The 12,903-nt window shown below is 73.9% G+C and carries 14 protein-coding genes and 1 pseudogene; 13 read left to right on the top strand and 2 right to left on the bottom strand.

All coding sequences use genetic code 11. The features are described from left to right. A partial coding sequence (locus Air01nite_RS38960; RefSeq protein WP_203708444.1) for a sigma-70 family RNA polymerase sigma factor occupies positions 1-577 on the bottom strand: 577 nt, incomplete at its 3' end. A gap of 174 nt (positions 578-751) precedes the next feature. On the opposite strand from Air01nite_RS38960, the gene Air01nite_RS38965 reads away from it, so the two are divergent. The 13 genes and pseudogenes from Air01nite_RS38965 (at position 752) to Air01nite_RS39020 (ending at position 12,717) form a co-directional block, all read left to right on the top strand. Beyond that, positions 752-1,336, top strand: a complete 585-nt coding sequence (locus Air01nite_RS38965; protein WP_203708445.1) for a nucleotidyltransferase family protein — start codon at positions 752-754, stop codon at positions 1,334-1,336. A 106-nt stretch (positions 1,337-1,442) separates the two neighbouring features. After that, positions 1,443-1,829, top strand: a pseudogene (gene uraD / locus Air01nite_RS41460) (2-oxo-4-hydroxy-4-carboxy-5-ureidoimidazoline decarboxylase); the annotation flags it as partial. A gap of 24 nt (positions 1,830-1,853) precedes the next feature. Next, positions 1,854-2,204: a hydroxyisourate hydrolase gene (uraH, locus tag Air01nite_RS41465; protein ID WP_239091271.1), complete on the top strand. Its 351-nt coding sequence runs from the start codon at positions 1,854-1,856 to the stop codon at positions 2,202-2,204. 5 nt (positions 2,205-2,209) lie between these two features. Continuing rightward, positions 2,210-3,067: a factor-independent urate hydroxylase gene (pucL, locus tag Air01nite_RS38975; RefSeq protein ID WP_203708446.1), complete on the top strand. Its 858-nt coding sequence runs from the start codon at positions 2,210-2,212 to the stop codon at positions 3,065-3,067. Between the two features lie 2 nt (positions 3,068-3,069). After that, positions 3,070-3,927, top strand: a complete 858-nt coding sequence (locus tag Air01nite_RS38980) for an FAD binding domain-containing protein (RefSeq protein WP_203708456.1) — start codon at positions 3,070-3,072, stop codon at positions 3,925-3,927. Continuing rightward, positions 3,924-4,391, top strand: coding sequence for a (2Fe-2S)-binding protein (locus Air01nite_RS38985; protein WP_203708447.1), 468 nt, complete (start codon positions 3,924-3,926; stop codon positions 4,389-4,391). Before Air01nite_RS38980 ends, Air01nite_RS38985 begins: the two co-directional genes overlap by 4 nt. After that, a complete protein-coding gene (locus tag Air01nite_RS38990; RefSeq protein ID WP_203708448.1) occupies positions 4,388-5,740 on the top strand; it encodes an 8-oxoguanine deaminase in 1,353 nt (450 codons plus the stop codon). Before Air01nite_RS38985 ends, Air01nite_RS38990 begins: the two co-directional genes overlap by 4 nt. Then, positions 5,737-8,019 carry a xanthine dehydrogenase subunit D gene (gene pucD / locus Air01nite_RS38995; protein ID WP_203708449.1) on the top strand — a complete coding sequence of 761 codons (2,283 nt, stop codon included), beginning with the start codon at positions 5,737-5,739 and terminating at the stop codon, positions 8,017-8,019. The genes Air01nite_RS38990 and pucD overlap by 4 nt, the downstream gene beginning before the upstream one ends. Next, on the top strand, positions 8,016-9,197 hold the full coding sequence (locus Air01nite_RS39000; RefSeq protein ID WP_203708450.1) for a DUF6986 family protein: 1,182 nt from the start codon (positions 8,016-8,018) through the stop codon (positions 9,195-9,197). Before pucD ends, Air01nite_RS39000 begins: the two co-directional genes overlap by 4 nt. Then, positions 9,185-10,498, top strand: a complete 1,314-nt coding sequence (gene allB / locus Air01nite_RS39005) for an allantoinase AllB (protein WP_203708451.1) — start codon at positions 9,185-9,187, stop codon at positions 10,496-10,498. The genes Air01nite_RS39000 and allB overlap by 13 nt, the downstream gene beginning before the upstream one ends. Next, positions 10,495-11,523 carry an allantoicase gene (alc, locus tag Air01nite_RS39010; RefSeq protein WP_203708452.1) on the top strand — a complete coding sequence of 343 codons (1,029 nt, stop codon included), beginning with the start codon at positions 10,495-10,497 and terminating at the stop codon, positions 11,521-11,523. Before allB ends, alc begins: the two co-directional genes overlap by 4 nt. 4 nt (positions 11,524-11,527) lie before the next feature. Then, entirely contained in the window at positions 11,528-11,749 is a 222-nt protein-coding gene (sepF, locus tag Air01nite_RS39015) for a cell division protein SepF (RefSeq protein WP_203708453.1), read from the top strand. Positions 11,750-11,808: 59 nt separating this feature from the next. After that, on the top strand, positions 11,809-12,717 hold the full coding sequence (locus Air01nite_RS39020; protein ID WP_239091272.1) for a polysaccharide deacetylase family protein: 909 nt from the start codon (positions 11,809-11,811) through the stop codon (positions 12,715-12,717). Here Air01nite_RS39020 and Air01nite_RS39025 read toward each other — a convergent pair. Then, on the bottom strand, positions 12,674-12,903 hold a 230-nt coding region (locus tag Air01nite_RS39025; protein WP_203708454.1), incomplete at its 5' end, for a metallophosphoesterase family protein. The genes Air01nite_RS39020 and Air01nite_RS39025 overlap by 44 nt on opposite strands.

The following is a 12,903-nucleotide window of genomic DNA, read 5'->3' on the forward strand; positions in this document are numbered from 1 at the left end:
CCTCGGAGCCGAGCAGGTCACCGAGCTCGGTGCCGCGCTCGCCGTCACCGGTCGGGGTCGACAGCGAGACCGCGTTGTAGGCCCGGGCGCCTTCCAGTCCCTCGAGGACCTCCTCCTCGGAGATCTTCAGGTGGGCGGCAATGTCGGCGACCGTCGGTGAGCGGCCCAGTGACTGCAGCAAAGAGCTGTTGGCCTCGGAGATGGCCAGGCGCAGCTCCTGGAGCCGGCGCGGCACCCGGATGTCCCAGGTGCGGTCGCGGAAGTGGCGCTTGAGCTCACCGATGATGGTCGGGATCGCGTAGCCGGCGAAGTCGACGCCGCGCGTCGGGTCGAACTTGTCGACGGCCTTGATGAGGCCGACGGCCGCGGTCTGCAGCAGGTCGTCGGTGGGCTCGCCGCGCCCGCTGTAACGGTGGGCGAGGTGGTTGGCCAGGGGGAGCCAGGCCTCGATCGTGCGGTCCCGCAGTGCGGCGCGGGACGGGTGACCGGCCGGCACCGCGGCCAGCGCGGTGAGCAGGTCGGTCGCGCTGTCCGTGAGGGTGGCCGTGTCTACCTGTTCCGCGGTCTGCACTGTCATGGGGGGACCTCCGTGCTGATGTTTGCCGTGAGGCACGTATTGGCCGTTCGGCAATCACCGTAGCCTGATCGGTCGGCCAAAAGCTAGCCGAACGGCCGATGGATATAACACGCTAATGGGGCATTGCAGGTTGTAATGCCAGAGAATTTCGGACCGCGACTAGGGTTCATGGGCATGACAGCCGGGCTCGTTCTCGCCGCCGGCGCCGGCCGCCGCTACGGCATGCCGAAGGCGCTCGTGCGCCGCGGCGGCGCCCTGCTGGTCGAGCAGGCCGTCGCGACGGCCCGCGAAGGTGGCCTCGACCCGGTCTACGTCGTGGTCGGCGCCGCCGCCGCGGAGGTCCGCGCTGAAGCCGACCTGGGTGACGCCGTGCTGGTGGACAACCCCGAGTGGGCGACCGGGATGGGCTCGTCGCTGCGTGCCGGGCTGACCGCACTCGCGAGCGAAACGACGGCCGAGGCCGCCGCCGTGCTGCTGGTCGACATGCCGGGCATCACCCCGGCCGCGGTCGCCCGCGTCACCGTCGGCGCCGGCAGGGACACGCTGGCGATGGGCGGATACGAGAACCGTCGCGGTCACCCGGTCGTGCTCGGCCGCGACCACTGGGCCGGCGTCGCGGAGACTGCGACCGGCGACGCGGGCGCCCGCGCATACCTGCGCGCGCACGCCACCGACATCACGGTCGTGCCCTGTGGCGACGTCGCCGACGACACCGACCTGGACACCCCCGGCGACGATGACACGCATGTAACACCTTGATCGGGGGCGCGCGCTGGAGTAGTCATTCGGTATCCGTCTTTGAGGGGGCGTCATCGCCGATGTCGACCGGTTCAACCGGCTCCCGCCTGCGGAGGCCGAGCGCGACCTGCTCGCCTGCTGCGCCGCACCGGCCTGGGCGGAGGCGGTCGCGGCCGGCCGCCCCTATCCCGACCGGGCTGGACTGCTGGCCGCGGCCGACGCCGCGCTGCGCCGCCTGACCTGGTCCGAGGTCTCGCTGGCGATCTCCGCCCACCCGCGGATCGGCGAGCGCCCCGAGGGCGGCGACCGGGAGTCCGCCTGGTCCCGCCGCGAGCAGTCCGGGGTTGCCGCCGACGCCGACACGCTCACCGCGCTCAAGCGGGCCAACCTCGACTACGAGCGCCGCTTCGACCAGGTCTTCCTCATCTTCGCGACCGGCAAGTCGCAGGCGGAGATCCTCGACGCGATCCGGCACCGGCTCGACAACGACCCGGAGACCGAGCAGCGGGTCGTCCAGGAGGAGCTGCGCAAGATCGCGTTGCTCCGGCTGGAGCGCCTGGTCACCGACCCGACCGCGCCGCTGTCCACCCACGTCCTCGACCTCGGGCGTGGCCGGCCCGCCGCCGGCGTCGGGGTGCGGCTCGAGCGCGGGGCCGAGACCCTGGCCAAGGGGCGCACCGACGACGACGGCCGCCTGCGCGACTGGGTGCCGGCCGAGGGCTGGGCGGCCGGCGACTACCGGCTCGTCTTCGACGTCGCCGGCTACCTCGACGGCGGCACGTTCTTCCCCGAGGTCACCGTGGGGTTCCGGGTCGTCGATCCGGACCAGCACCACCACGTGCCGCTGCTGCTCAACAGACACGGCTACACGACCTACCGGGGGAGCTGACGGCCATGGCGATCACCCTGGGAGCGAATCGGTACGGCAAGGCCGAGGTCCGCCTGGTCCGGGTGGTCCGCGACGGGCCGCGGCACGAGCTGCGCGACCTGACCGTCAGCGTGGCGCTCGCCGGCGACCTGGCCGCCGCGCACGAGGGCGACAACAGCGGCGTGCTGCCGACCGACACACAGAAGAACACGGTGTACGCGTTCGCGAAGCGCTACGGCGTCGGCGAGCCGGAGGCCTTCGGCCTGCTGCTGGCCCGGCACTTCGTCGACACCCAGCCGACCATCCACTGGGCCCGGGTCGACCTGGCCGAGCACCCCTGGTCCCGGCTGGGCCCGCACTCGTTCGCCCGCGACGGCGCACCCACCCGGCACGCCACCGTCACGGTCACCGGCGACGCGTCGCACGTGGTCAGCGGCCTGTCCGGCCTGGTCCTGCTCAACACCACCGACTCCGAGTTCCACGGCTACGTGCGCGACGGCTACACGACGCTGCCCGAGGCCACCGACCGGATCCTGGCCACCGAGGTCGAGGCCCGCTGGCGGTGGACGGAGGTCGGTTCCGGCCCGTCGTGGGCCAGCTCTTTCCAGGGGGTACGCGACGCGCTCGTGGAAGCGTTCGTCGAGACCTACAGCTACTCCCTCCAGCAGACCCTCTACGCGATGGGCAGCCGGGCGCTGGAGAAGCAGCCCGAGATCGCGGAGGTGCGGCTGGTGCTGCCCAACAAGCACCACTTCCTGGTCGACCTGGCGCCGTTCGGGCTCGGCAACGACAACGAGGTGTACGTCGCCACCGATCGCCCGTACGGTCTGATCGAAGGGACCGTGCTGCGCGACGACGCCGCACCGGCTCCGGAGGCGTGGTGACGATGGAGTTCCTGCGACCGTCCGACTGGGACGAGGCCGTGGCCGCCAAGGCCGCCCACCCGGACGCCGTGCCCATAGCCGGCGGCACCGACGTGATGGTCGACCTCAACTTCGACCGGTCCCGCCCCGGCGCGCTGCTCGACCTGACCCGGGTGACCGCGCTGACCGACTGGGGCACCGACGGCGACCTGCTGCGGATCGGCGCGGGCGTCACCTACCGGCGCCTGATCGACGAGCTGGCCGGCCGGGTGCCGGGGCTCGCGATGGCGTCCCGCACGGTCGGCTCCCCGCAGATCCGCAACCGCGGCACGGTCGGCGGCAACCTCGGCTCGGCGTCACCGGCCGGCGACGCCCACCCGGCGCTGCTGGCGGCCGGCGCGCTGGTCGAGCTGGCCTCGGTCCGCGGCACCCGCCGGGTCCCGGTCACCGACTTCTTCGTCGGCCCGAAGCGTTCCGTCCGGACGCCCGACGAGCTGATCGCGGCCTACCTGGTGCCGGCCGACCCAGGAGTTGAGCAGTTCGCCAAGGTCGGCACCCGCAACGCGATGGTGATCGCGGTCTGCTCGTTCGCCCTCTCGCTCGACGCCACGACCCGCACGGTCGGCACCGGCATCGGATCGGCCGGCCCGACCCCGCTGCGGGCGACCGAGGCGGCCGATTTCCTCGCGGCCGAGCTGCCGTGGGAGTCCCTGGGCCCGGTGCCGGCGGCGGTCGCGGCGCGGTTCGGCGAGCTGGTCGGGGCCGCCGCGCGGCCGATCGACGACGTGCGGGGCCGGGCCGACTACCGCCGGCACGCGCTGGCGGTGCTGGCCCGCCGCACACTGGGCTGGGCGTGGGCCGATCTGGGAGGTGCGGCGTGAAGGTGACCTGCGTTGTCAACGGCGAGACCCGCCAGGCCGATGACGTCTGGCCGGGGGAGAGCCTGCTCTACGTGCTCCGCGAGCGGCTCGGCCTGCCGGGTGCGAAGAACGCCTGCGAGCAGGGCGAGTGCGGCTCGTGCACGGTCTACCTCGACGGCCTGCCGGTGTGCGCGTGCCTGGTCGCGGCCGGCCAGGCCGAGGGCCGCACGGTGACGACGGTCGAGGGCCTGGCGCCGGGCGCGGGCGAGGAGCAGCTCGACCGGGTGCAGAAGGCGTTCCTCGCCACGGGCGCCGTCCAGTGCGGATTCTGCACACCGGGGCTGATCGTGGCCGTGCACGACCTGCTGGCCCGCGAGCCGGAGCCGAGCGACCCGGACATCCGCGAGGCGCTGGCCGGCAACCTCTGCCGCTGCACCGGCTACGAGAAGATCATGGAAGCCGTCCGGCTGGCGGCGGCGTCATGATCCTCATCGAGAACTGCGCGATCGCCACCGTCGACGCCGCGGGCACGGAATACGCCGACGGCCACGTCGTGATCGGCGACGACGGCCGGATAGCCGCGGTCGGCGCGGGTCACGCGGGCCGGTTCCAGTCGGTGCGCCGCGTCGACGGCACCGGCTGCCTGCTCACCCCGGGCCTGGTCAACACGCACCACCACCTCTACCAGTGGGCGACCCGCGGGCTGGCGCAGGACGGCACGCTCTTCGAGTGGCTGACCACGCTCTACCCGATCTGGGCGGGCATCGACGCCGAGATCGTCTCGGCGACCACGGCCGCCGGGCTCGGCTGGCTGGCGCTGTCGGGCTGCACGACCAGCACCGACCACCACTACGTGTATCCGAACGAGGCCGGCGACCTGATGGCCGCCCAGGTCGAGGCGGCCCGCGAGGTCGGCCTGCGGTTCCACCCGACCCGCGGCTCGATGGACCTCGGCCGCTCGGCCGGCGGGCTGCCGCCCGACGAGGTGGTGGAGAAGACCGACGACGCGCTCGCCGCCACCGAGGAGGCGATCACCCGCTACCACGACCCGGCGCCCGACTCGCTGCTGCGCGTCGCGGTCGCGCCCTGCTCGCCGTTCTCGGTGACCAGCCGGCTGATGGAGGAGGCGGCGTTGCTGGCCCGGCGGCACGGCGTGCGGCTGCACACCCACCTGGCCGAGACCGCCGACGAGACGGACTTCTGCCGGTCGCAGTTCGACTGCACCCCGGTGGAATACGCGGAACGGCTCGGCTGGCTCGGCGACGACGTCTGGCTGGCCCACGCGGTGCACCTCGACGACGCCGCGATCGCCTCGCTGGCGGCGACGGGCACCGCCGTCGCACACTGCCCGAGCTCCAACGGCCGCCTCGGCGCCGGCATGGCCCGGGTGCGCGAGCTGCTCGACGCGGGCGTGCCGGTCGGGCTCGGCGTCGACGGCGCGGCGTCGCAGGAGGCCAACCAGCTCGGCGCCGAGCTGCGCCAGGCGCTCTACACGGCCCGGCTGCGCGGCGGGCCGACCGGCCTGACCGCCCGCGAGGCGCTGCGGCTGGGCACGATGGGCGGCGCCCGCTGCCTCGGCCGGGCGGCCGACCTCGGCTCGATCGAGAAGGGCAAGCTGGCCGACCTCGCACTGTGGCGGCTCGACGACCTGGGGCACGTCGGCATCGACGACCCGGTCGCCGCGCTGGTCTTCGGCCCGCCGGCCACGCTGGAGCTGCTCACCGTCGGCGGGCGGACCATCGTGGAATACGGAGAGTTGCGTACAGCCGACGACCGTGACCTGATCCGGCGCACCCGGCGGGCGCACCGCACGCTGATGCGGAGGGCCCGATGACCACGGTTGTCAAAGAACCCACCGCCGTCGCGGGTGGCGTCGGCACCTCGCCGCAGCGGCCGGACGGCGTGCTCAAGGTGTCGGGTGAGTTCGCCTACTCGTCGGACCTGTGGGCCGACGAGATGCTCTGGGGCGCGACGGTCCGCTCGCCCCACCCGAGCGCCGAGCTCCGCGGCATCGACATCACCGGTGCGCTGGCCGTGCCGGGCGTCTACGCCGTGCTCACCGCCGCCGACGTGCCCGGCGCCAGGCACTACGGGCTCGAGGTGGTCGACCAGCCGGTGCTGGCCGTCGACGAGGTCCGCTACGAGGGCGAGCCGGTCGCGATCGTGGCCGCCGACCATCCGGAGACCGCCCGCCGCGCCGCGGCCCGCGTCAAGGTCGAGTACGCGGTCCGGGCACCCGTCACCGACGCCGAGGACGCGCTGACCCGCGGCGACCTGGTGCGGCACGTGCCGATCCGGCGGTTCGCCACCGCCGGCGACGCCGCGCTGACCGCCGACGTGGTGGTCACCGGCGACTACGAGGTCGGCATGCAGGACCAGGCGTTCCTCGGCCCGGAGTCGGGGCTCGCGGTGCCGGCCGAGGACGGCGGCGTCGACCTGTTCGTCGCCACGCAGTGGCTGCACGTCGACCAGCGGCAGGTGGCCGCCTGCCTCGGCCTGCCGCCGGAGAAGGTGCGGCTGAGCCTGGCCGGCGTCGGCGGCGCCTTCGGCGCCCGCGAGGACCTCTCGATGCAGGTGCACGCCTGCCTGCTCGCGCTGCACACCGGCCGGCCGGTGAAGATGGTGTACGGGCGGGAGGAGTCGTTCTTCGGCCACGTGCACCGGCACCCGGCCCGGCTGTCCTACGAGCACGGTGCGTCCCGCGACGGGAAGCTGCTCTACGTCAAGGCGCGCATCCTGCTCGACGGCGGCGCCTACACCTCGTCCACGCCGGCCGTGGTGGCCAACGCGGCCACGCTCGGCGTCGGTCCCTACGACGTGCCGACCGTGGTGATCGACGCGTACGGCGTCTACACCAACAACCCGCCGTGCGGCGCCATGCGCGGCTTCGGCGCGGTGCAGGCCTGCTTCGCGTACGAGTCGCAGATGGACAAGCTGGCCGCCGCGCTGGGCCTCGACCCGGTCGAGCTGCGCCGCCGCAACGCGATGACCACCGGCTCGGTGATGCCGACCGGGCAGCTCGTCGACGGCCCGGCGCCGGTCGCTGACCTGCTCGCCCGGGTGCGGGACCGGCCGCTGCCGGCGCCGGCTACCGGCGACCCGCGGGAGCGGCCCGGCGGGGTCGCCAACACGACGCGCGGCGAGGGCGTGGTGCGCGGCGTCGGCTATGCGATCGGCATCAAGAACGTCTGCTTCTCCGAGGGCTTCGACGACTACTCGACGGCCCGGGTCCGGCTCTCCGTCGTCGGCGGCGAGCCGGCCGTGCTCGTGCACACCGCGGCCGCCGAGGTCGGGCAGGGCCTGGTCACCGTGCAGGCGCAGATCGCGCGCACCGAGTTGGGCGTCGCGATGGTGTCCGTCGCGACCGCCGACACCTCGGTGGGCAGCGCCGGTTCGTCGTCGGCCTCCCGCCAGACCTACATGACCGGGGGCGCGGTCCGCGCGGCCTGCCAGGCGGTGCGCGCGACGGTGCTCGCCCGGCTCGGCCGCGCCACTGATCCTGACCGACTCGGCTCCGCCGAGGCGCTCTCGCTGGTCGACGGCAAGGTGGTCGCGTCCGACGGCTCCGTGGTCGCGTCGCTGGTCGACCTGCTCGGCGACGACGTGGTCGAGGAGACCGTCGAGTGGCGGCACAAGCCGACCCGCCCGCTGGACCCGGCCACGGGCCAGGGCGACGCGCACGTCCAGTACGCGTTCGCCGCCCACCGCGCGGTCGTCGACGTCGACACCGAGCTGGGCCTGGTGCGGGTCGTGGAGATCGCCACCGCGCAGGACGTCGGCAAGGCGGTCAACCCGCAGGCGGTGGTCGGCCAGATCCAGGGCGGCACCGCGCAGGGCCTCGGCCTCGCCGTGATGGAGGAGATCCAGGTGGTGGACGGCGTGGTCCGCAACCCGTCGTTCACGGACTACCTGATCCCGACGATCCTCGACATGCCGCCGATGGCGGTGGACGTGCTGGAGCTGGGCGACCCGGACGCGCCCTACGGCCTGCGTGGCGTCGGCGAACCACCGACGATCTCCTCGACACCCGCGGTGGTCGCGGCCATCAGAGCGGCCACCGGCCTGGCCCTGCCCCGCGTCCCCGTGCGCCCCGACCACATCGTGTTCCCATGACGGGACGGCTGCCGGAGTCGGTATACGGGGAGCTCGACCAGCGGCTCGCGCCCGTGGATGCCGTGCTGCGGGCGCGGTCCCGGCCCGCGGTCACCGGGCGGCAGCCGGTGCACACGGTGTACGTACCCGCGGACAGGTTCTCGCCGTCCGTGGTGGCCGCGTGGGGTGCGCAGGCGCTCGCCGCCCTCGACGCCTCCCCGCCGTTGCCCTTTCCCGAGGAGCTGCGGGACCGGGTGGTGGCCAAGCTGGCCCGGGAGCCGATCGAGGACCTGCGGATCGACTTCGAGGACGGCTACGGCGCGCGCGGCGACGACGCCGAGGACGTCGCGGCGGCCGCCGCCGGTGCCGCGCTGCTCTCCCTCGCCCCCGCGCCGCCGTTCATCGGCATCCGGATCAAGTCGCTGGAGGCGGCCACCCGCCGCCGGGCCGTACGCACGCTGGACCTGTTCCTGTCCGCAGTGGACGGTCGGCTGCCGCCGGGCTTCGTGGTGACGCTGCCGAAGGTGAGCGCGGCCGCCCAGGTCGCCGCGATGGCACAGCTCTGTGGGCAGCTCGAGCTGGCCTACGGGCTGGCGCCGCGATCCCTGCTCTTCGAGGCCCAGGTCGAGACGCCGCTCGCGGTGCTCGGGCCCGACGGCACCGCGACCGTCGCCCGGCTGGCCGCGGCCGGCGACGGCCGGCTGGTCGGGCTGCACTACGGCACCTACGACTACAGCGCCGCGCTCGGCGTCGCCGCCTCCGAGCAGAGCCTGGCCCACCCGGTCGCCGACCACGCCAAGGCGGTCATGCAGGTCGCCGTCGCGGGCACCGGGGTGCGGCTCTCCGACGGCTCGTGCAACGTGCTCCCGGTCGGCCCCGCCGTCCACGCCGCCTGGCAGCTGCACCACCGGCTGGTGCTGCGCTCCCTGGCGCACGGCTTCTACCAGGGCTGGGACCTGCACCCCGCCCAACTGCCGACCCGGTTCGCGGCCACGTACGCGTTCTTCCGGTCGGCCTCGGCCGCCGCGGTCGAGCGGCTCGGCGCCTACCTCGAGCGGCAGGCCGGCGGCATCCTGGACGAGCCGGCCACGGCCCGCGCGCTGGCCGGCTTCCTGTTGCGCGGTCTCGACTGCGGCGCCCTGGATCCGCCGGAGGTGCCGTTCACCCGCCCGACCCTGGAGGCGCTATGGGCCGTGTGATCCGCTCGTCGCGGGTGGTGCTGCCGGACGGTTCGGTCGGCCCCGCCGGTGTGGAGGTCCATGACGGGCGGATCGCCGCCGTGCTGCCCGGCCGCCGGTCCGCCGACGTCGACCTCGGCGACCTCGTGCTGATGCCGGGCCTGGTCGACACCCACGTGCACGTCAACGAGCCGGGCCGCACCGAGTGGGAGGGCTTCGCCACCGCCACCCGGGCCGCGCTGGCCGGCGGCGTGACCACGATCGTCGACATGCCGCTCAACTCGCTGCCGCCGACGGTGTCCGCGGCGGCCCTGGCCGAGAAGCGCGCGGCCGCGGCCGGGCAGTGCCACGTCGACGTCGGCTTCTGGGGCGGCGCGATCCCCGGCAACGCGGGCGACCTGGCGTCGCTGCACGCGGCGGGCGTCTTCGGCTTCAAGGCTTTCCTGGCCGACTCGGGGGTGCCGGAGTTCCCGCCGGTGACGCCGGCCGAGTTGCGCGCGGCGATGGGCGCGGTGTCCGCGCTGTTCCTCGTGCACGCCGAGGATCCCGACCGGTTGGGGTCCGCGCCGGCCTCCCTCGTTTACGCCGACTTCGAGCGGTCCCGGCCCGGCGCGGCCGAGTGCTCGGCGGTCGAGGCGGCGCTGGACGCGGCCGAGGCGACCGGGTCGCGCGTCCACGTGCTGCACGTGTCCGACGCGGACGCCGCGGCCGTGATCGCGGCCGGGCGGGCCCGCGGTGTGCGGGTGACCGCGGAGACCTGCCCGCACTACCTGGTGCTGGACGCCGCGGACGTCCCCGACGGCGCGACGGAGTTCAAGTGCTGCCCGCCGATCCGCGGCGCGGCCAACCAGGACCGGCTCTGGGCGGCGCTGGCCGACGGCACGCTCGACGTCGTGGTCTCGGACCACTCGCCCTCGACGCCCGCCCTCAAGCGGGGTGACTTCGCCAGCGCCTGGGGCGGGATCGCCTCGCTGCAACTCGGCCTCCCGCTGATCTGGACGGCGGCCGCGGCCCGGGGCCACTCGATCGCGGACGTGGTGCGCTGGATGGCGACCGGGCCCGCCGACCTGGTCGGATTGCGCCACAAAGGACGGATCGCGGTCGGTGCGGACGCCGACCTGGTCGCCTTCGACCCGGACGCGGCGTTCACGGTGACCCCGGACGGGCTGCACCACCGCCACCCGGTCACGCCGTACGCCGGCCGGCGGTTGACCGGTGTGGTCCGGCGGGTCTGGTTGGGCGGCGTCAAGGTCACGCCGGGCGACCCGCCGCGCGGCCGGCTCCTCGCCCGCTCGGCGGACCTGCTGGAGGAGGCCCGATGAGTGCGTGGCTGGGACTCCCCGACCTGGCGTCCCGGCGCCTCGGCGGCGGCGTGGTCGGCACCAACGACGAGCTGTTCGCGGCGGCCGACAACCTGGTCACCGCGGAGCCGCCGGGTTTCACGCCGCGCACCTTCGGACCCAAGGGCCAGGTGTACGACGGTTGGGAGTCCCGCCGGCGCCGTTCACCGGGTGACGACTGGGCGATCGTCCGGCTAGGCGCCGCCGGCGTGGTGCACGGGCTCGTCGTCGACACCTCGTTCTTCACGGGCAACTTCCCGCCCGAGGCGTCGGTCTACGGCTGCCGGCTCGACGGGCACCCGTCGCTCGACGCGCTGCTGGCCGCTTCGTGGGAGCCCCTGCTGCCGCGGTCTCCGTTGGCCGGTGACACGGCGAACGCGTTCTCCGTTCCGTCCTCTGCCGGCCTGGTCACGCACGTCAAGCTGGTCATCCATCCCGACGGGGGAGTGGCCCGGCTGCGGGTGCACGGTGCGGTCGTCCCCGATCCGCTGCGTTTCCCGGACGGTTGGCTCGACCTGGCCGCGGCGGAGCACGGCGGCCAAGTGGTCGGCTGCAGCGACCTGTTCTACGGCGCGCCGGGCCAGCTCATCGAGCCGGGCCTCGCGCGCACGATGGGCGAGGGCTGGGAGACCCGGCGGCGGCGGGACGACGGCAACGACTGGGTCGTGGTCCGCCTCGCGGCGCCGGGCCGGATCCGCCTCGCGGAGCTGGACACGACCCATTTCAAGGGCAACGCACCGGGCGCCGCGTCGCTGAGCGGTGTCGACGAGCGCGAGGCGGACCCGGCGGACGCCGCCGCGTGGCGCGACCTGCTGCCCCGCACGGACCTGCGCCCGGACACCAGGCACCGCTTCGAGCTGCGCACGGACCCGGTCACCCACGTGCGCCTGGACATCCACCCGGACGGCGGCATGGCCCGGCTGCGACTGCACGGTCACCTGGACGACGGGGTCCTCGACACGCTGCGCGCGGCGTGGCGGCCCCGGGCCGGCGGAGGAGGAAACTGAGGCAATGCTCAAGACGCTTCGGCCGCGTAGCTACAGCGACGTGATCCAGGTCGGGCACTACTTCTGCCACGACATCACCGTGGTGATGGACCTGAACGACCTGACGGACCTGGACCCGACCCCATTGGTGGACTTCGCCGCGGGCCTGATCGTCGCCCGCGACGGCGCGATGGAAAAACTGGCACCAAAGGTCTTCATGCTCAAGCCGCGCCAACCTCGGAGCTAGCGCCGCCGACGGACAGCGCGGTGACAAGGCCATGACATGAGGCGGCTACGGTTCCCGGCGTGCCCGCAACCCGTGCCCGCCGTTTCATGGCTTTCGTCGCACTGCTCGCGCTCAGCGGCTGCGCCACTAACGCCAAGGCGTCCACCCAGCCGACGCCCGCCCAGACGCCGGTTGTCACCCCGAGCTGGTCAAGCCCCTCCGCGTCGCCGAGCCCCACCGCCTCACCCGCCAAGCCGACCCACCCCGCGTACAAGAGCCTGGACTGGTATCTCGCCCGGGTTCCCGAGTTTCCGCCCGCCCCGCCGGTGCCGGAGCTGACCGAGGCGCCGGCGGCCGGGACCCCGCCGTTCTGGTTGCGGGTGCCGACCGACCAAAAGGTCGCGTTCATCACGATCGACGACGGCGCGCTCGCCCGGCCCGCGGACGTGCCCGCCTTCATCCGCGAGGCGCACATCCCGGTCACGATGTTCCTGAACTCGCCGGCCGCCACCGAGCACACCGACTACTTCAAGCAGATCGAGGCCGTCGGCGGCGTGGTCGAGAACCACACGATCAACCACCCGTCGCTGCGTGGCATGTCGTACGCCGCCCAGCACCACGAGATCTGCGGCTCCGCCGACAAGCTGCAGCAGCTCTTCGGCAAGCGGGCCACGCTGTTCCGGCCGCCGTTCGGCGACCACGACGACACGACGCTGGCCGTCGCGCACGAGTGCGGCGCGAAGGCCGTCCTCTACTGGTCGGCCACCGTCAACGAGGGGATCGTCCGCTACCAGACGCCGATCAAGCTCCTCCAGCCCGGCGACGTCCTGCTGATGCACTTCCGCCCGGCGCTGATGGACGACCTCCTCGGCGCGCTGAAGGCGATTCATAAGGCCGGCCTGACCCCGGCGCTGCTCGAGGACTACGTGACGCCGCCCCCGCCGCCTACAGCCGATGGAGAGCCACTTCTGCCAGGCGTCCCGCGCTGATCTCCGCGGTCATGAACGTGTGGTGCGGCTGGCGGCGGCGGTCGGTGGGCGAGCCCGGGTTGAGCAGGCGCAGCCCGCCCGGCGCCACCGTGTCCCACGGGATGTGGGAATGGCCGAACACGAGGACGTCGGTGTCCGGGAAGCGGGCCGCGCAGCGCGCCTCCCGGCCCGTCGCCTGACCGGTCT

This window comes from Asanoa iriomotensis (assembly GCF_016862515.1).
In the GTDB taxonomy this organism is placed as follows: Bacteria; Actinomycetota; Actinomycetes; order Mycobacteriales; family Micromonosporaceae; genus Asanoa; species Asanoa iriomotensis.

Coding starts and splice junctions, on each gene's coding strand:
- Air01nite_RS38965 (WP_203708445.1), top strand. CDS start 752: ATGACAGCCGGGCTCGTTCTCGCCGCCGGCGCCGGCCGCCGCTACGGC.
- pucL (WP_203708446.1), top strand. CDS start 2,210: ATGGCGATCACCCTGGGAGCGAATCGGTACGGCAAGGCCGAGGTCCGC.
- Air01nite_RS38980 (WP_203708456.1), top strand. CDS start 3,070: ATGGAGTTCCTGCGACCGTCCGACTGGGACGAGGCCGTGGCCGCCAAG.
- Air01nite_RS38990 (WP_203708448.1), top strand. CDS start 4,388: ATGATCCTCATCGAGAACTGCGCGATCGCCACCGTCGACGCCGCGGGC.
- pucD (WP_203708449.1), top strand. CDS start 5,737: ATGACCACGGTTGTCAAAGAACCCACCGCCGTCGCGGGTGGCGTCGGC.
- Air01nite_RS39000 (WP_203708450.1), top strand. CDS start 8,016: ATGACGGGACGGCTGCCGGAGTCGGTATACGGGGAGCTCGACCAGCGG.
- allB (WP_203708451.1), top strand. CDS start 9,185: ATGGGCCGTGTGATCCGCTCGTCGCGGGTGGTGCTGCCGGACGGTTCG.
- alc (WP_203708452.1), top strand. CDS start 10,495: ATGAGTGCGTGGCTGGGACTCCCCGACCTGGCGTCCCGGCGCCTCGGC.
- sepF (WP_203708453.1), top strand. CDS start 11,528: ATGCTCAAGACGCTTCGGCCGCGTAGCTACAGCGACGTGATCCAGGTC.